This is a genomic window from Serratia plymuthica (genome assembly GCF_018336935.1).
GTDB lineage: Bacteria > Pseudomonadota > Gammaproteobacteria > Enterobacterales > Enterobacteriaceae > Serratia > Serratia plymuthica_B.
The window spans coordinates 4,435,887-4,451,761 of sequence record NZ_CP068771.1 but is presented as its reverse complement, the minus strand read 5'-3'; the positions used below and the strand labels follow the sequence as shown (position 1 = coordinate 4,451,761).

At 59.2% G+C, this 15,875-nt stretch carries 18 protein-coding genes; 4 read left to right on the top strand and 14 right to left on the bottom strand.

The features are described 5' to 3' along the window. Window positions 1-3: 3 nt before the first annotated feature. Window positions 4-903: a site-specific tyrosine recombinase XerD gene (xerD, locus tag JK621_RS20750; RefSeq protein ID WP_212557456.1), complete on the bottom strand. Its 900-nt coding sequence runs from the start codon at window positions 901-903 to the stop codon at window positions 4-6. Between the two features lie 106 nt (window positions 904-1,009). Here xerD and fldB point away from each other — a divergent pair, with 106 nt between their 5' ends. Next, a complete protein-coding gene (gene fldB / locus JK621_RS20745) occupies window positions 1,010-1,528 on the top strand; it encodes a flavodoxin FldB (protein WP_126528686.1) in 519 nt (172 codons plus the stop codon). Window positions 1,529-1,565: 37 nt separating this feature from the next. Here the strand turns inward: fldB and creD are convergent, their stop codons facing one another. From creD to sdhE, 5 genes are all read right to left on the bottom strand, one after another. Next, on the bottom strand, window positions 1,566-2,930 hold the full coding sequence (gene creD, locus JK621_RS20740; protein ID WP_212557455.1) for a cell envelope integrity protein CreD: 1,365 nt from the start codon (window positions 2,928-2,930) through the stop codon (window positions 1,566-1,568). Window positions 2,931-3,014: 84 nt separating this feature from the next. Next, window positions 3,015-4,433, bottom strand: coding sequence for a two-component system sensor histidine kinase CreC (creC, locus tag JK621_RS20735; protein ID WP_212557454.1), 1,419 nt, complete (start codon window positions 4,431-4,433; stop codon window positions 3,015-3,017). Next, window positions 4,430-5,125, bottom strand: coding sequence for a two-component system response regulator CreB (gene creB / locus JK621_RS20730; RefSeq protein ID WP_212557453.1), 696 nt, complete (start codon window positions 5,123-5,125; stop codon window positions 4,430-4,432). The genes creC and creB overlap by 4 nt, the downstream gene beginning before the upstream one ends. Then, on the bottom strand, window positions 5,125-5,547 hold the full coding sequence (locus tag JK621_RS20725) for a protein YgfX (protein WP_212557452.1): 423 nt from the start codon (window positions 5,545-5,547) through the stop codon (window positions 5,125-5,127). The genes creB and JK621_RS20725 overlap by 1 nt, the downstream gene beginning before the upstream one ends. Continuing rightward, a complete protein-coding gene (gene sdhE / locus JK621_RS20720; RefSeq protein ID WP_212557451.1) occupies window positions 5,528-5,794 on the bottom strand; it encodes an FAD assembly factor SdhE in 267 nt (88 codons plus the stop codon). Before sdhE ends, JK621_RS20725 begins: the two co-directional genes overlap by 20 nt. Before the next feature lie 354 nt (window positions 5,795-6,148). Between sdhE and ygfZ the strand changes: the two genes are divergently transcribed. Then, window positions 6,149-7,135, top strand: coding sequence for a tRNA-modifying protein YgfZ (ygfZ, locus tag JK621_RS20715; protein ID WP_212557450.1), 987 nt, complete (start codon window positions 6,149-6,151; stop codon window positions 7,133-7,135). 54 nt (window positions 7,136-7,189) lie between these two features. On the opposite strand, the gene JK621_RS20710 is transcribed toward ygfZ, so the two are convergent. Together JK621_RS20710 and trhA are read right to left on the bottom strand one after the other, a co-directional pair. Then, window positions 7,190-7,687 carry a DUF2165 family protein gene (locus tag JK621_RS20710; RefSeq protein ID WP_212557449.1) on the bottom strand — a complete coding sequence of 166 codons (498 nt, stop codon included), beginning with the start codon at window positions 7,685-7,687 and terminating at the stop codon, window positions 7,190-7,192. Between the two features lie 162 nt (window positions 7,688-7,849). Further along, window positions 7,850-8,527 carry a PAQR family membrane homeostasis protein TrhA gene (gene trhA / locus JK621_RS20705; protein WP_212557448.1) on the bottom strand — a complete coding sequence of 226 codons (678 nt, stop codon included), beginning with the start codon at window positions 8,525-8,527 and terminating at the stop codon, window positions 7,850-7,852. Window positions 8,528-8,716: 189 nt separating this feature from the next. Between trhA and JK621_RS20700 the strand changes: the two genes are divergently transcribed. Further along, window positions 8,717-9,325 carry an HD domain-containing protein gene (locus tag JK621_RS20700; RefSeq protein ID WP_212557447.1) on the top strand — a complete coding sequence of 203 codons (609 nt, stop codon included), beginning with the start codon at window positions 8,717-8,719 and terminating at the stop codon, window positions 9,323-9,325. Between the two features lie 45 nt (window positions 9,326-9,370). Here JK621_RS20700 and JK621_RS20695 read toward each other — a convergent pair whose 3' ends face one another. From JK621_RS20695 to JK621_RS20680, 4 genes are read right to left on the bottom strand one after another with little or no spacing between them, the layout of a single operon-like run. Then, window positions 9,371-10,696: an MFS transporter gene (locus JK621_RS20695; RefSeq protein ID WP_212557446.1), complete on the bottom strand. Its 1,326-nt coding sequence runs from the start codon at window positions 10,694-10,696 to the stop codon at window positions 9,371-9,373. Next, a complete protein-coding gene (locus JK621_RS20690; RefSeq protein ID WP_212557445.1) occupies window positions 10,693-11,346 on the bottom strand; it encodes an antibiotic biosynthesis monooxygenase family protein in 654 nt (217 codons plus the stop codon). The genes JK621_RS20695 and JK621_RS20690 overlap by 4 nt, the downstream gene beginning before the upstream one ends. A 53-nt stretch (window positions 11,347-11,399) precedes the next feature. Continuing rightward, window positions 11,400-12,749 (bottom strand): amidase, encoded by a 1,350-nt coding sequence (locus JK621_RS20685; RefSeq protein WP_212557444.1) that lies wholly within the window; start codon window positions 12,747-12,749, stop codon window positions 11,400-11,402. Then, window positions 12,749-13,462, bottom strand: a complete 714-nt coding sequence (locus JK621_RS20680; protein WP_212557443.1) for a DUF2848 domain-containing protein — start codon at window positions 13,460-13,462, stop codon at window positions 12,749-12,751. The genes JK621_RS20685 and JK621_RS20680 overlap by 1 nt, the downstream gene beginning before the upstream one ends. Before the next feature lie 128 nt (window positions 13,463-13,590). On the opposite strand from JK621_RS20680, the gene JK621_RS20675 reads away from it, so the two are divergent. Continuing rightward, on the top strand, window positions 13,591-14,268 hold the full coding sequence (locus tag JK621_RS20675) for a GntR family transcriptional regulator (protein WP_212560257.1): 678 nt from the start codon (window positions 13,591-13,593) through the stop codon (window positions 14,266-14,268). Between the two features lie 8 nt (window positions 14,269-14,276). Here the strand turns inward: JK621_RS20675 and JK621_RS20670 are convergent, their stop codons facing one another. Continuing rightward, window positions 14,277-15,023: an SDR family oxidoreductase gene (locus JK621_RS20670; protein ID WP_212557442.1), complete on the bottom strand. Its 747-nt coding sequence runs from the start codon at window positions 15,021-15,023 to the stop codon at window positions 14,277-14,279. A gap of 25 nt (window positions 15,024-15,048) precedes the next feature. Then, window positions 15,049-15,861, bottom strand: coding sequence for a MipA/OmpV family protein (locus JK621_RS20665; RefSeq protein ID WP_212557441.1), 813 nt, complete (start codon window positions 15,859-15,861; stop codon window positions 15,049-15,051). Window positions 15,862-15,875: the final 14 nt, after the last annotated feature.

Genomic DNA, 15,875 nt, shown 5'->3' with positions numbered 1-15,875 from the left:
GTGTCAGGCACGCGGGTGATGCTGTTGATGTAGCTGTTTAAGTCGTTCGGTCGCTACATGCGTATAAATTTGTGTGGTAGAGAGGTCGCTGTGCCCCAATAACATCTGTACGACACGGAGATCGGCCCCATGGTTCAGCAAATGGGTGGCAAACGCGTGGCGCAACACATGCGGTGACAGCCTCTCGCTATCAATGCCCGCTAGGATCGCATAGTGTTTGATGCGATGCCAGAACGTCTGTCGGGTCATCTGCTGGCAGCGGTTGCTTGGGAACAGCACATCCAGCGCCTGCCCGTTGACCAACCACGGGCGGCCGTGCTCCAGATAATTTTCTATCCAATACACCGCCTCCTCGCCCAGCGGTACCAGCCGTTCCTTGTTGCCTTTACCGATCACCCGCACCACGCCCTGGCGCAGGCTGACGTCGCTGATGGTCAACCCGACCAGTTCGGATACTCGCAGGCCGGTGGCGTACAGCACCTCCAGCATAGCCTTGTCTCGCAGCTCCAGCGGCTGATCGACGCATGGCGCCTGCAACAAGGCATCGACCTGCGCTTCGCTCAGATCTTTCGGCAGCCGCTGCGGCAACTTCGGCGAGGCGAGCAACGCGGTCGGATCGTCTTCCCGCAGATTTTCGCGGTACAGATACTGGAACAGGCGGCGCATGGCGCTCAACAAACGCGCAGAGCTGGTCGCCTTGTAGCCGCCCTCCACCCGCTCGGCGAGAAACGCCTGCAAATCCAGCGCCTGCGCCTGCAACAGCGAGGTATTTTGATGGTTCAGCCAGGCGGTCAGCGCCTGCAGATCCAGCCGGTAAGAGGCCAGCGTATTTTCTGCCAGATTGCGTTCGAGCCACAGCGCATCCAGGAATTGCTCAATCAGCGCACTCTCTTGCTGTTGCACGCGGTCCTCTCTTTGTTAGCTTTCCACCTGCGCCATTATGCCTTAAGCCGGCGCAAATCTGGTACACTCGATGCCATTCCACGAACGGTAACATAACGGTTTAAAAATGAAGATTGGTCTGTTTTACGGCTCCAGCACCTGCTACACCGAGATGGCGGCAGAAAAAATCCGTGAGATTCTGGGCGAAGACCTGGTCGACCTGCACAACCTGAAAGACGTGTCCCCGCAGTTGATGGAAGAGTATTCCATCCTGATCCTCGGCATTCCTACCTGGGATTTCGGTGAATTGCAGGAAGATTGGGAAGCCGTCTGGCCACAACTGACGACGTTGGATCTGAAAGGGAAAATCGTCGCCATGTACGGCATGGGCGATCAGCTCGGCTACGGTGAATGGTTCCTCGATGCGCTCGGAATGCTGCACGATCACATTGCCCCGCTCGGCGTGCAGTTTATCGGCTTCTGGCCCATTGAAGGCTTTGAATTCACCAGCCCGAAACCGCTGAGCGCCGATGGCAAACACTTCGTCGGCCTGGCGCTGGATGAGGTGAACCAATACGACATGAGCGAAGACCGCCTGCAACAGTGGTGCGAACAGATCCTGCTGGAAATGGAACCGCTGCTGTAATGCCAATGGGCGCGATTGCCGCGCCCAACGCCTCTGCTTATTTCCACAACCGGAAGCGGTTTTCGCCGTCGCCGGTCGGCGTTTCGCCGCTCAACCGCGCCGGGTCGGCCACCTGATACCAGTCCAGCTTACGCGTCAGCAGCATGATCCCCGCCAGAATAACGAACAACAGCCCTGCCCCCAGCACCAGCGCATTGTCTTCAGACTGCAACAGCAGGTACAACACGCCATAAAGCATCAGCAGGCTGCCGGCGAACATCGCCCCGCGCCGCTTACCGCGCAGCACCGCGCTGAGATAAAAGGCAATCAGGCCGCTGCAGGCCACGCTGGCCAACAGGTAGGCAGTGGCGAAGCCGAAATGTTCGGAGAACGCCAGCAGGATCAGGTAGAACAGTACCAGCGCGGCACCGACCAGCAGATACTGAATCGGGTGTACCCGCAAGCCGGTCAGGGTTTCGAACAGGAAGAACGCCATAAACGTCAGCCCGATAAACAGCACCGCATATTTCACCGCACGCTCGGTCAGTTGATAGTGATCCACAGGTTCAATCAGGCTGGTGCTGAAGGCCGGCAGCTTGTCTTCGTCAATGATCCCGTCGTCATAGTGAAACGCACTGTTGATGTTGTTGGCGAACCAGGTGCTGCGCCAACGGGCGCTAAAGCCTTTTTCCGTCACCTTGCGCTCATCCGGCAGGAAATTGCCGAGGAAATTGGGGTGCGGCCAGTTGCTTTGCAGCGTCAATTCGCTGCTGCGGCCAAGCGGCACCAATGACAAGCTGCTGGTGCCTGCCAACGTCAGGGTAAAATCGGCATCCAGCCCCTCTTTTTGCAACGCGGCAAGCTGCAGCGGCGCATGAATGCCCTGCGGCAATGTATCCACGCGCGTGCCCGGTTCAAAGGGGGTTGGCGGCTGGGCGCTGGCAAGCGGCGAAATGCTCTTGATGCCACGCGAGTCGCTGAGGGCGATCAGCAAGTAAGGCTGCTCAAGGGCCACGTTGCTGCGCTGCAAATCAGCCAAATCCGGCTGACCGAACTTCACCTGAAACTTTAACGGCCCCTGATATACCTGGGTTTGATAGATACCCAGCTTGCGCACCTCGACATTCGGCTTGCCGCTGACCTGTAAAGTCTCCGGCAGCAGATAACGATAATGCCTCACTCTCTGCACTACCGGTTGCCCCTTGTCATCCTTCTTCTCTTCCCGCTCGATATAAGGGATGACAATCAACGGCCCCAAAATACGCTGCGCCCGGCTGGTGCTTTCGCTCACCTGCCCAACCACGCTCTGGCGATAGCCGCTGCGCTCCTCAATTACGTTCATCAACTGCGTCACCGGGATAATCATTAAAATCATCAATCCCAGCAGAGTGGTTATTTTCCAAAACAGTACCGATTTCATCATCGCTGCGCGCTCCTTGTAGGTAATGGCGCCACGATAAAACCGGCAGGTGAAAACAGGATGTGGTTATGTGAAGAGACGGTGAAGTCAGAGCGATAAAGTGAAAACGGCTACCACGCCGTGCGGTTGGCGGTTGTGCAACTGAATGCCGCCCCGGTGCAATCGCGCCACTTCCTGCACAAAGTTCAGGCCCAGCCCGCTGCTTTTGGGTTTATCTGCCCGCGCCAGCGAATAGAAACGCTCAAACACTTTGTCCAGCGCGTAGTCCGGGATGCCGCTGCCGTTGTCGCTGACGGTGATGAGGTAATGGCTCTCCTGGCGTTCGCCGCACACGCTGACGGCGCCGCCCGGCGGGGTGAAATCCAGCGCGTTGTCGAGCAGATTGGTCAGCGCCTGGCTAATCAGCAGCCCATCGCCGGTCAGCGTGATCGCCGCCAGCGCATCCACCTGCAACACAACGCCGCGCTGCGCCGCCTGAGCCTCTTTGCCCGCCACCGCCTGGCGCACCAGCGTCGCCATCGCCAGCGGCGCCAACTCCAGGCCGGGCCGGCTCTCGAGGCGCGCCTGCACCAGCAGCTTATCCACCAGTTGCTGAATACGGGCGCTTTGCTGTTCGATATTGGTCAGAAACCGCCGGGCAGTCGCCGGTGGCGGCAGTTCCTGCAGCAGCTCGGCCGCACCGCGGATCGCCGCCAGCGGGCTTTTCAGTTCGTGGGTCAGGGTATGCACATACTGTTCGATATAAGCTTTACCTTCCAGCTTCATCCGCATGCTTTCCAGCGCTTGCGCCAATTGCGTCAGTTCGTGGCTGCCCATTGTCGGCAACGGCGCGCTTTCGCCCTGCGAGACACCGTCGGCATAGCGCACCAACCGGCCAATCGAGCGGTTGATCCACCAGACGAAACCCAGCCCGATCAGCAAGGCAATGCCCAGCAGCAACGCGCCGGCCCACAAGATCCTCCGCTCGCTGCGCTTGATCACCGGCGCCATGGTGCTGTTAGGCTTACCTACGCTGAGCACGCCGATAATATTGCCTTGCTCGCGCACCGGCGCGGCGACATACATCACCGAGCTGTTTTCATCCTGTGGATTGCTGCGCGTACTGCGCGCGCCATATTGGCCGCGCAGCGTCAGATAAACGTCATTCCAGCGTGAGTAGTCCTGGCCGACCGCCTGGCCGGCGGAGTCAAAAATGACCCTACCGCGCGCATCGGTCAGATAGACGTGATATTCGCTGCGATCCTTGCGTATACCGGCAATATTGGCGCCAATCGGCCGTTGATTCAGTTGGGTGAACGCCTGCGCCAGTTGCCCGTGCGCCACGTCGTCGCGCTGCATATCCAGGCGCGCTATTTGCGCCAGCAGATTGGCGGTGTCCACCAGGGTGCCTTCGGTCGCACGCCGCACGCCGGGTTTCACTTCCTGTACGAAAATGCTCAGCACGAAATAGCCCGCCACCGCCACAATCAGGAAATACCCCAGCAGCAGGCGCAGGCCGATTCTCATGATTGGCGGCTCACGCTATAGCCCATGCCGCGATGGGTATGAATAGGCGGCTCACCGGGATCGATCGCGCGCAGCTTGGCGCGCAGCGTTTTGATGTGGGTGTCGACAGTGCGATCCAGGCTCTCTTCCGCCTGCGCCCAAACGCTGTCCATCAGTTGCTGGCGTGAAAACACCCGGCCGGGCGCCAACAGCAGCGTTTTCAACAGCAGAAATTCGTAGCGGGTCAGCGGCAGCGGCCGTTGGTGGTAATAAATGGTCGCCGCGGGTTCGTCCAGGCCAAAAGGGCCAAAGGTGTACAGTGCAGGCTGCTGCAGGCGCTGCTGTTTTTGCAGGCGACGCAGAATGGTACGCACGCGGGCGCTGACTTCGCGGGGAGAAAAAGGTTTGGCGACATAATCGTCGGCGCCAATCTCCAGCCCTATCAGGCGATCGACTTCGCCGCTGCGGGCGGTGAGAAACAAAATGGGCAAATCCGCCGACTGCGACAACAAACGGCGGCACAGTTCAAAACCGTTGATATCCGGCAAACCGACATCGAGGATCACCAGCGCGGGCGCTCCTTGCGCCAACGCCTGTAATGCCGGCTCGCCGCGTTCGAACCAGCGTACCTGAAAGCCTTCGCTCTCCAGGGTATAAATCAGCGTATCGGCAATGCTGGGTTCATCTTCCACCAGCCAAAGCGTCGGCTTCATCAGGGTTCCTCGTCATCATCGGCCGACGGGTACTGCAACAGCTGGCGCAGATGCCGCCACTCGGCTTTGCCCATGCTGTCGGAGGCCAGCCACAGCCGACGGAGCTTTTTGCCCGGTATCGGCTGCAGCGTCAGCAGAATGCCGTAACGCGGCATCCAGGGCTGCTTTACCAGCAACCATTCCTGTCCGTGCCAGCTCAAACGCTTACTCGCCAGCAGGCGCAATTCGCCCTGCCGTGACGCAATGCGCTTTTGGCTGCGAATACATTCAAACACCACCAGCGTCAGCAGTACCAGCCAGATCGGGCCGTAACCTTCCGGCCAGGGTGCAATCAGGATCAGCAGGATCAGAACGCCATGGGTCAGCAGCGAGAGTAACTGGGTGCGCCAGGAAATGCGGACATTACATCGCCACTGGGCCACGGTCTTTATTTCGCGTCTGGATCAGTGTCACCATTCTCTGCAGTTCACTGTCTTGCGGAGCGCCATGATTCATCAGCCAGTTGAACAGATCGGGATCGTCGTTCTCGAGCAGGCGGATAAACAGGGCTTTGTCTGTGTCATTCAACTGGTCGTACTCATACTCGAAGAACGGCATGATTGAGATGTCCAGTTCGCGCATACCACGGCGGCAGGCCCAGTGAATACGTGCTCTATTATTAATATCCATGTTGTTATGACTAACCTCTTTTCGGCGTGGCAAAAGCCATCGCAGGGTTCAACCGACACACTGTATGGCAACGCCTGCACGATATAATTCCATCGGCCAAAGATCTGTCTGCAAGGGTTACCTTTGACCATAAGCCCATAGAGTAACAATTTGACATACTCGCCGGGAAGGACGTTCTCTGCGTAAAGTGGAATAAAGCGCTAAATGTCAAAAAAAGCGCTGCCGGGGAGGCAAGCGCGAATAACAGTTTGCAAAGCCCGCCGCCTCTTTTACCATGGGTTCAATACCCCTGAGAACCTGTCCCAATAGGCGTGTGGAATAGGTTCTAAGTTAAACGTTAAGCAGGAACTTATTATGGCGTATAAAATTCCATTTCCACCCCGTCAGCCTTCCGCCTCCTCCCATTTGCCCCTGACCCTGATCTCTCTGGAAGACTGGGCGTTGGTGACGTTGAACGGCCCGGACCGGGTGAAATACCTCCAGGGCCAGGTGACCGCCGACATCGAAGCGCTGGCGGACGATCGTCACGTGCTGTGCGGCCACTGCGACGCCAAGGGCAAAATGTGGAGCAACCTGCGTCTGTTCCACCGCGGTGAAGGCTTTGCCTATCTGGAACGCCGCAGCGTGCTGGACAGCCAACTGGCGGAAATCAAGAAATACGCGGTGTTTTCCAAACTCACCATTGCCGTCGACAACGAAGCGGTGCTGCTGGGCGTAGCCGGTTTTCAGGCGCGCGCAGCGTTGGCAGGCGTATTCAACAGCCTGCCGGATGCTGAGCATCAGGTGGTACAAGACGGTGAAACCACCCTGCTGCATTTCTCCCTGCCGGCGGAACGTTTTCTGCTGGTGACCACTGCCGCCGTGGCCGAACAATTAGTGGGCAAGCTGAACGAGCAGGCAGAGCTGAACGACAGCCAACAATGGCTGACGCTGGATATCGAAGCCGGTTACCCGGTGATTGACGCCGCCAACAGCGGGCAGTTGATTCCGCAGGCCACCAACCTGCAGGCGCTGGAGGGCATCAGCTTCAGTAAGGGCTGCTATACCGGCCAGGAGATGGTCGCTCGCGCCAAGTTCCGCGGTGCCAACAAGCGTGCGCTGTACTGGCTGGAAGGCAAAGCCGGGCGGGTGCCGCTGGCCGCAGAGGAGCTCGAACTGCAGTTGGGCGAGAACTGGCGCCGGACCGGTACGGTGCTGGCCGCCGGCAAGCTGGCCGATGGCCGGCTTTGGGTGCAAGCGGTGTTGAATAACGATTTGGACGCCGACAGCCAGCTGCGGGTACGTGACGATGCCGGCAGTCAGTTGACGATCAAACCCTTGCCGTATTCGCTGGAAGCGTAAGGGAGCAGCACGCAGAATCCGTGGGCGCAACCTGTTGCGCCCTACACCCCCTCGCTATTCGTCCAACTCTCCGTCACGCTGAACCAGATAGATCAGGACTAAAAGAAGAGTTACAAAGAAACGAAAGGCATCAGGCACGCCGTTCCACTGTTTCGACATCCACATACCGAACCACTCTCCGCCGATCGACATAAAGCCAACTTGCCAGGTCAGGAACCCGAGCGTCAGGCCGGCTACCGCCAATTTCTTACGGCCATTAAACGCTGACGACGGCAGTTTCAGGCCAGCCAACAAACGCAGGCCGCCGATCCAACACAGCAACGCGGTCAGGCTTTCCAGCAAAATAATGACGATATAGCCTGCGTGATGCAGCCAGGGAGTTTGTATCGAGCGGTAAGCGATGGTCGCATCGGGGAAAATAGTGTCCATCATAAAAACATGGCGCACAAAGGCGAAGTTGGAGCCGTAATCCGTAATATTGCCAAAGGCAACCAGGGTGGCGAACAGCGCCATGGCACATACCAGCAGCGTTTTAGATAAGCGAACGATCATAGCGATGATTCCTGAAAAAGTGATAAGCGCACCGAAAGTGCAAGAGTGCGGGCTCAGGAATGGGAAAGGGGCTTGCTGGATACCCGTAAGAAACAAGCGCTCCCTTTTTAGCCTAAAAGAAACGCTTGTTCAATATGGCATTAACACCTGCGGGGTCGACGCTTAAACGTACAGATAAATCGCCATAAAATGGCACAGGCTGCCGCCGAGTACGAAACCATGCCAGATAGCGTGGCCGAAGCGGAACCGTTTGGAAGCGTAAAAGATCACCCCCAGGGTATAAACCACGCCCCCCACCGCCAGCAACGTTACGCCGCCGAGAGCCAGGCGAGTCGCCAACTGGTAAATCACGATCAATGACAGCCAGCCCATCGTCAGATAAGTGACCAACGACAACGCCTCAAAGCGATGGGCGAACGCCAGTTTGAACAATACCCCCAGCAGCGCCAGCCCCCAGATAACCGCCATCAGCCCTTTGGCCAGCGGCGAGTTTAGTCCCACCAGCAGAAACGGCGTGTAGGTGCCGGCAATCAAGAGGTAAATGGCGCAATGGTCAAACTTCTTCAGCCAGTGCTTGGCTTTCTGATGCGGAATGGCATGGTACAGGGTGGAGGCAAGGTACAGCAGGATCATGCTGCCGCCATAAAGACTGTAACTGGCGATGGCCGTCATACCGGCGCCGGTATCCACCGCCTGCACCAGCAGCAACACCAGCCCGACAATGCCGAAAACCAGTCCGATACCGTGGCTGATGCTATTGGCTATTTCTTCCGCCCACGGATAGGTCGCAGCGGTATTTTTGTCGTCCTCGGCTTTCATCAATACGCCTGAATTTCCCATAAATCACAAACCCTCAAACGCCCAATATTGTTCGAAATTACCGCAAGCAAGCTTAGCTGAGAACAATTCCAGTGTACACGTGTACGCTAAAATAAAACTGTGAACGCGTGTAACGCCACAAACATCGAAATCCCCTGCCCACTGGTCTACAATCGACGGGCTTCACCCATCTACTTCGAGGTTTACACCATGTCATCCGCTGTACCCGCGTTAGATTTCGGCTCCATGACCCAGGTCGTCCAGTTCCTGATGGAAATCGACAAGTTGAAAAGCGTGCAACGCCGCACCAAGGTTCTCGGCACTCAGCGCCAGGAGAACTCCGCCGAGCACAGTTGGCACTTTGCCATTGCCGCTCTCAGCCTGGCTGAGTACGCCGGTGAAAGTGTGGATATCCAGCGAGTGATCCAGATGGCGCTGCTGCATGACATCGTGGAAATCGATGCCGGTGACGTGCTGGTTTACGATCTGGCGGCGCGCGCGGCAATTCACGATCAGGAAGTGGCGGCGGCACGGCGGCTGTTTGGCATGCTGCCGACGGCACAGCGCGAGTATTTCACCGCTTTATGGCAGGAGTATGAAGATGGCGAAAGCGCCGACGCGCGCTTTGCGCTGGTGCTGGACCGCACCATGCCGATGCTGATGAACCTGCATAACGAAGGCCAAAGCTGGGTCGAGAACGGCATCAGCCTCGAACAGGTGCTGTCGCGCAACGCGATGATCGCTGAAGTCCACCCGGAGCTGTGGAAACACCTGCTGCAACACCTGCAGGATGCGCAGCGCAAAGGCTGGCTGAAGTAATGCCTCAGCCGCAGCAAGCCGGGTGAATCTCTCACCCGGCCTTCCTTACAAGGGTTTGTGCGCCGTCTCCTTGGCGGCAATCACCGCCCACAGCGTGATCAGTAACGCCGCCACGACATACGCCGAGATCGCCAGCGTGCTGTCGTAGGATTTGAACAGCGTAGCGATAATCAGCGGCGCGAAGCCGCCACCCAGAATGCCGGCCAGCGTGTAGGCCAGCGACGAACCGGCATAACGTACCCGGGTCGGGAACTGTTCGGTGATAAATGCCGCCTGCGGGCCGTACATCGCCGCATGGATCAGCAAGCCGATCACCACCGCCAGACAGATCAGCACCGGCTGGCTGCTGTCCAGCAGCACAAAGAACACGAACGCCCAAACCATCGCCGCCAGCGCTCCGCCGATATACACCGGCCGACGGCCAAAGCGATCGGACAGCGCGCCGAACATCGGCACGGTAATGGCATTGCCAATCGCCCCCAGCATGGTGGCGGTCAGCGCCAGCGGGCGCGGCAGATTCAGCACCGTAGTGACGTAGGTCAGGGTAAATACCACCACCAACGCATACAGCACGTCGGAACCGATACGCGATCCGCCGGCGATCAGCAACGGCCGCCGGTGTTGAGCAAATACTTCGCGGATCGGAGCCTGAGTCACATCCTTAGACGCCTCCAGTTTCAGGAATGCCGGCGTTTCCCCCACGCCGCGGCGCAGCCACAAGCCAAATATCACCAGCACCAGGCTGAGCAGGAAAGGAATGCGCCATCCCCACTGCTGGAAATCATCCGCCGACATCGCCACCGTCACCAGCGTGATCAAACCGGTGCCGATCAGCGTGCCGCAGGAAGGGCCAACCTGAGCAAACGACGCGTTGCGTCCCCGCTGATGCGGCTTACCATGCTCCATCGATAACAACACCGCACCCGCCCATTCGCCCCCCAGCGCGATGCCCTGAATAAAGCGCAGCGTCACCAGCAGCAGCGGGCTCCAGACACCCCAAGTGGCGTAACCGGGCAGCAGCCCCATCAGTGCGGTGGTGACCCCCATAATCACCAGCGTGGTGACCAGCACAAACCGCCGGCCCAATACGTCGCCGAGATGGCCGAAAACGATGCCGCCGATCGGCCGCGAAACATAGCCGACCGCATAGGTGGAAAACGCCAGAATGGTGCCCACCAGCGGATCGAACGACGGGAAGAATACGTGGTTGAAAATCAGCGCCGCCATAATGTTGTAAACGGTGAAGTCATACCATTCCAGTGCGGTGCCAATCGAACTGGCGGCCGCCAGCCGGCCGGTTTTTGGCGGACGGGCAGCAGAGGCGGCGGCAGACGAATCGACGATCGGCGTTTCAGTGGTTGATGTGCTCATGATGTCAGCTCCTGCTTGGTCAGTTGCCAGCCAAGGGCATAGTGTTGAGTGGCGTCGGTTGTTGTTTTCAACTGGCGACAGGCCAGTTCATTTAACCGCTGGCCGGCGGCGGCGCTGCTGCTTTCAATCAGCAGCATCGGCGACAGGCGACGGTTTTCGCGTGATTCTTTTGGCAACGGCGAGCTGAGATCAGCGTCGGGCACGAGCAGGCAGCTGCGGACAAAACCGGGTTGTTCCGCCAGCATGCTTCCCAGATGGGTAATGGCGAGCTTAAGGCCCTCAGGTTCTGCCTGCTCAAGGGTGATGATGGCCAAATGACTGCCGCAGCCCTGCCCGGTTACCGCCTCTATCGCGCACACCCGACGCATCGGATCACGCATTTTATCGAGGCTCGACACCGACCAGGGAGTTTGCTGGGTAAAGGCGGCGCGGTAGGCCGCAGAGGTAAAACTGGCCAGGGATTCGGTTTTATACAACCCAAGGTATTTACGCCCGCCCTGCAATGCCTGGTAGCGCGTGCCCGACAAGAAACCGGGAACGCGTACCCGCTCTTCCACGTGCTCACGGTCGTACCACTGATTGAAATCCGCCTCGTCCTGCGCGGCGACATCTGTTGCGACAAACAGCATTCCGTTCGGGGAACCGGTCATGGGTACTCTCCTGTTAGCTCAAAAGTATGGCGGGGCCTTGCCCCACCGGAAAATCACGCACCGGCGAGACAGCGTTCAATCGCCAGCGCCCAACCCAGCAACGCCTCGTCATGCATAGGTAGCCCGGCCAGCATCAGGCCAACCGGCGCTCCGCCGGGCCGCTGACAAGGCAGCGACAGCGCGCAGCCGTCGAGGAAATTGATCACCGAAGGATTGCGCAGCGCGGCGCCATTGATACGGAAATAGGCGTCTTCATCCGCTTCAAGCTCGGCAATGGTCGGCGCGACCAGCGGTACGGTCGGCATCAGCAACGCGTCAAACGCTTGCACGGCAGCCGCAACCCGCCGTTGCCAATCGGCACGCAGCTGCTGTAGCCGCTGCAAATCCCCCTCTCCCAACGGCTGGCCGCGGCGAATGCGCGACAGCACCCGTGGGTCATATTCCTCGGCATGTTCAGCGATCAGCGCCTGGTGCCAGCGCCAGGACTCCAGCGCGCTAAAACCGCCGGCGGCGTTGATGGCCGCCAGTTCGGCGAATTCCGTGCAGGGAATGGTTTCAATCTGCGCGCCGGCCTGCGCCAGCCGTTGCAGGCTGAAGTGAAACGCCGCAGCGACCTCTTCATCCAGGCCGTCCAGCACCAGGGTTTGCGGTACCGCAAAACGCGCCTGGCTCACGTTTTTTAACTGCGGCTGCAACGGCCGATCGGCTATCGCCGCATCCAGGGCGAGGCAACCGGCAACGTCGTGGGCGATCACGCCGATCGAATCCAGCGACGGCGACAGCGGCAACAGGCCGCCATCGTTAATTCGCCGGGCGGTAGGCTTAAAACCGGTCAGGCCGCAGAAGGCCGCCGGGATCCGCACCGATCCGCCGGTGTCGCTGCCAATCGAACCAAAGCACATACCGTCGGCCACCGCGACCGCAGCGCCGGAGGATGAACCGCCGGGAATACGACGTGCAGCGCGATCCCAAGGGTTGGCAGGCGTGCCGTAGTGAGGGTTAATCCCAAGCCCGGAATAGGCGAACTCGGTCATGTTGGTTTTACCGATAACCACCGCCCCCGCCTGCAACAAGCGTTCCACCACGGCGGCATGTTTTGCGGCGGCCGGTGCAGCGGCCAGCAGCCGTGAGCCGGCGGCGGTGGCTTCACCGGCCACGTCGAACAGGTCTTTGACCGACACCGGCACGCCGTCCAGCGCTGACAAAGACTTCCCCTCCGCACGTCGGCGATCGGCCGCCAGTGCCTGCCGTTGCGCCCACTGCGCATACACGCGGGTAAAAACGCGCTCCCCCTCGCCCTGCTCATCGGCAATCTGCGCCAGCGCGGCGGCGGTCAGTTGCGCGGCGGTCAATTCACCGTTGGCCAGCCCGGCGGCGGCCTGTCCTAAAGTCAGTTTTTTCATCACGCCACCACCGGCAGTTCAATGCTGTGATAGCCATGAGTGATGGATCGCCCCAGAACCTCGTCCGCCAGTTCCATGCGGAATTCTGCCGCCGGCCGGATGCCGCCAATCGCCGCCACCGTACCGCAGGTCATGGCGAATCCATCACGCGGCTGCGGCAGCGTCAGCCCACCTTCCGGCAACTGCTGGCCGCCCAGATAACGCTCCAGCAGGTCGCCCGGGGTGCGCAGGCTGGCAAGGCTCCCTTGCTGATAAAGCCGGAACTCCCCGTCTTCCTTGATCCACGAACGCAGGATCAGCGAATCCCAATGCGCAACCACCTCTCGCAGCGGCCAGGCCGCGCGCGCAACCGGCTTGACGCAGATCTGTTTGGAGAGCGCTACGCTGTGCGCTTCCAGTTGACGATCGGTATGATCGGACGCCAGCGAAACGTACAGCTCGCCGCGATGGGCGAAGATCAACGGTTCCGCTTCCCCGGAGGTGGCGTTGCCGATCACTTCGATGCGTTCGCTCTGGCTCAGCTGGTTAACCGCCACCCGGTAAAACAGCGGAATTGCACTGGGTTGGGGCACGCCCAGCTCGGCCAACTCCCGAATATGGTGCAGAATCGCCTCGCGGTCGCGGCCGGTCCAGCCGGCGATCACCAAGTGATCAATTTCGGTATCCAGCGCCCCGGCGCCGCAGGATTCGGGTAAAGTGAAGGTCAATCTCATGGCATTGCGTCCCTTTGGTTAAAATACTGTGAAATTTCACTATATCTTTAGTAACCAAATAAGCGATTTCCGTGCCATGTTTTTGTGTACTATGTCTAAAAACTTTCTTCTTGCAGGAGCAGAACGTGATGACCGTTGACGCAGAGAGCCAGGCACTCCAGACGGCAGAGGAAGCCGGGCTGTCACTGAATGAACTGGCCTATCGGCGCTTCAAGCAGGCGCTGGTAACGTTGAGCTATAAACCCGGCGAATATCTCAATACCGCACAGGTCATGAGCGAACTGGATATGGGCAGAACGCCGATCAATCAGGCGATTCACCGTTTGGCCAATGAAGGGTTGCTGCAGGTGATCCCGCGCAAAGGGGTGATGGTATCGCCGCTGTCGATGGATGACGCGCTGGAGCTGATCGAAGTGCGGCTGGCCAATGAAATGCTGTGTATGCGGCTGGCTAGCAAAAGGATTACCGAGCCACAGATCGCTGCGCTGACCGCGCTCAACCAGCAAATCGAAGCCGCCTGCCAGAACCGCGACCGGGTACGGATGATGACGCTCGACCACGCCTTCCATCAGGAACTGGCGCTGATCGCCGGCAATAACATGTTGGTGGATATCTTGAGCGTGCTGCACGCCAGGGCGCAGCGTTTCTGGGCCAGCACGCTATCGCGGGAAGGGCATATGCGGGAGGTGATCGAGGAGCATCGGGCGATTATCGCTGCTTTGGCCGCCCAGGACAGCGACGCGGCGGCCAAAGCGGCAGAGGCGCATATTCTGTCGTTCCGCAGCGCACTGCTGCACGAGGGCTGACAAAACCATCACCGCCCGCCGGCAGCCTCGATAAAACTGCCGGTCACGTAAGACGCGGCATCGGACAGCAGAAAGGCGATGGCTTCCGCCACCTCTTCCGGATAGCCGCCACGCTGCATCGGCAACCCGCTTTTTACCCGATCGACACGCCCCGGCTCACCGCCGCTGGCATGCATTTCGGTATAAATAAACCCCGGTCGCACGCCGTTGACCCTAATGCCCTGCGCCGCCACCTCCAGTGAAAGCCCGGTAGTCAGCGTGTCGACCGCGCCCTTTGATGCGGCATAGTCGACATATTCGCCCGGCGCCCCCAAACGGGCGGCGGCGGACGACACATTAACGATTGCGCCCCCCTTCCCTCCATGGCGCTTGGCCATGCGCTTCACCGCCTCGCGGCAGCAGAGAAAATAGCCGGTCACGTTGGTGGTCAATACCTTGTTGATGCGCTCGGCGGTAAGTTGCTCGATACTGGCCTGCTGAAACAGAATGCCGGCGTTGTTGACCAATGCGTCGATCGGGCCAAGGGCCGCGTCCAGCGCCACAAACATCGCCACCACCTGGCTTTCGTCAGCGATATCCGCCCGCAGTGCCAGCGCCCGGCCACCCAGTGCCTCAATCTCAGCGACAACCTGCTGCGCCGCCGCTTCATCTTTCAGATAGTTAACGCCCACTGCATACCCCTGACGGGCCAGCAGCAGCGCCGCGGCGCGCCCGATACCCCGGCTGGCGCCGGTGACCAATGCAACTTTCGACATGCTGTTCCTTTTTAGGATTGGGAAATCAGAAACTGTAACTGGCGCTCAGGAAGGCAACCCCAGCCACCTTTTTCTCGACGATCGGGCTTTTGGCCGCATCGCCCAACAGAGTATAGATACCCGCACCGGCCTGGAAGGCGATTTCCGGCGTCCATTGGTAATTCAGCGCGCTACTGAGCGCCACCTGCTTAAAGCCGCTCCCCGGCCGATAGGCGGCGAAAGAGGTTTGCTGCGCCTGACGCTGCGTTACGCCGAAATAGCCGCGCTGATAGCCGCTGTTGGCCCAGGTGGTGCTCAGATCGGTCGACAGGGTCAGCGCCTCGCTCAGCGGATAAACCGCCGCCACACCCAGATCGACATAGGCGGTATGCCCCAGATCTTCATCTCCATAACGACGTGCCTTGGTCGCCTGCATCCCTCTTACATAGGTATGGAAAACATCAAATTTATAGCTCAGCTCAATGCCCGCCTCAAAAGCGCCCTCGAGATCACCCATGCCTTTTAGCCGCTTATTGCGGCCGCTCAGCGTTTTCACCTCTTCATCCCGCCCGGCGTCATAACCGGCCAATAAAGCGATGCCAAACGGCCCTGACAAGGGTAACTGCCAGCGTGCCCCCTCATGCAGGCCCAGACTGAAATCACCCCAGGCCGATTTAGCGTAGCCGGCCTCAATATCGTACAACGGCTCGGCGCTATAGCTGGAAGCCCCCTGATAAACCGGCGCCACCGCCATGCCGCCGCCGAGTTTCAATGAAGCTTCCCCGCCGTCTTGCGTAAAGCCTTGCAGGGGAAAAAGCATCAATAATGTCGCTGCGGAATAACCCAGAGTATTCTTCACCTTCTCTACCTTAT

Excerpts from the sequence above, each read along its gene's own strand:
- JK621_RS20675 (WP_212560257.1), top strand. The coding sequence starts at position 13,591 with ATGACCGTTGACGCAGAGAGCCAGGCACTCCAGACGGCAGAGGAAGCC.
- JK621_RS20710 (WP_212557449.1), bottom strand. The coding sequence starts at position 7,687 with ATGATCGTTCGCTTATCTAAAACGCTGCTGGTATGTGCCATGGCGCTG.
- creD (WP_212557455.1), bottom strand. The coding sequence starts at position 2,930 with ATGATGAAATCGGTACTGTTTTGGAAAATAACCACTCTGCTGGGATTG.
- JK621_RS20690 (WP_212557445.1), bottom strand. The coding sequence starts at position 11,346 with ATGACCGGTTCCCCGAACGGAATGCTGTTTGTCGCAACAGATGTCGCC.
- sdhE (WP_212557451.1), bottom strand. The coding sequence starts at position 5,794 with ATGGATATTAATAATAGAGCACGTATTCACTGGGCCTGCCGCCGTGGT.
- JK621_RS20685 (WP_212557444.1), bottom strand. The coding sequence starts at position 12,749 with ATGAAAAAACTGACTTTAGGACAGGCCGCCGCCGGGCTGGCCAACGGT.
- JK621_RS20680 (WP_212557443.1), bottom strand. The coding sequence starts at position 13,462 with ATGAGATTGACCTTCACTTTACCCGAATCCTGCGGCGCCGGGGCGCTG.
- JK621_RS20700 (WP_212557447.1), top strand. The coding sequence starts at position 8,717 with ATGTCATCCGCTGTACCCGCGTTAGATTTCGGCTCCATGACCCAGGTC.
- ygfZ (WP_212557450.1), top strand. The coding sequence starts at position 6,149 with ATGGCGTATAAAATTCCATTTCCACCCCGTCAGCCTTCCGCCTCCTCC.
- trhA (WP_212557448.1), bottom strand. The coding sequence starts at position 8,527 with ATGGGAAATTCAGGCGTATTGATGAAAGCCGAGGACGACAAAAATACC.
- JK621_RS20695 (WP_212557446.1), bottom strand. The coding sequence starts at position 10,696 with ATGAGCACATCAACCACTGAAACGCCGATCGTCGATTCGTCTGCCGCC.
- creC (WP_212557454.1), bottom strand. The coding sequence starts at position 4,433 with ATGAGAATCGGCCTGCGCCTGCTGCTGGGGTATTTCCTGATTGTGGCG.
- fldB (WP_126528686.1), top strand. The coding sequence starts at position 1,010 with ATGAAGATTGGTCTGTTTTACGGCTCCAGCACCTGCTACACCGAGATG.
- JK621_RS20670 (WP_212557442.1), bottom strand. The coding sequence starts at position 15,023 with ATGTCGAAAGTTGCATTGGTCACCGGCGCCAGCCGGGGTATCGGGCGC.
- creB (WP_212557453.1), bottom strand. The coding sequence starts at position 5,125 with ATGAAGCCGACGCTTTGGCTGGTGGAAGATGAACCCAGCATTGCCGAT.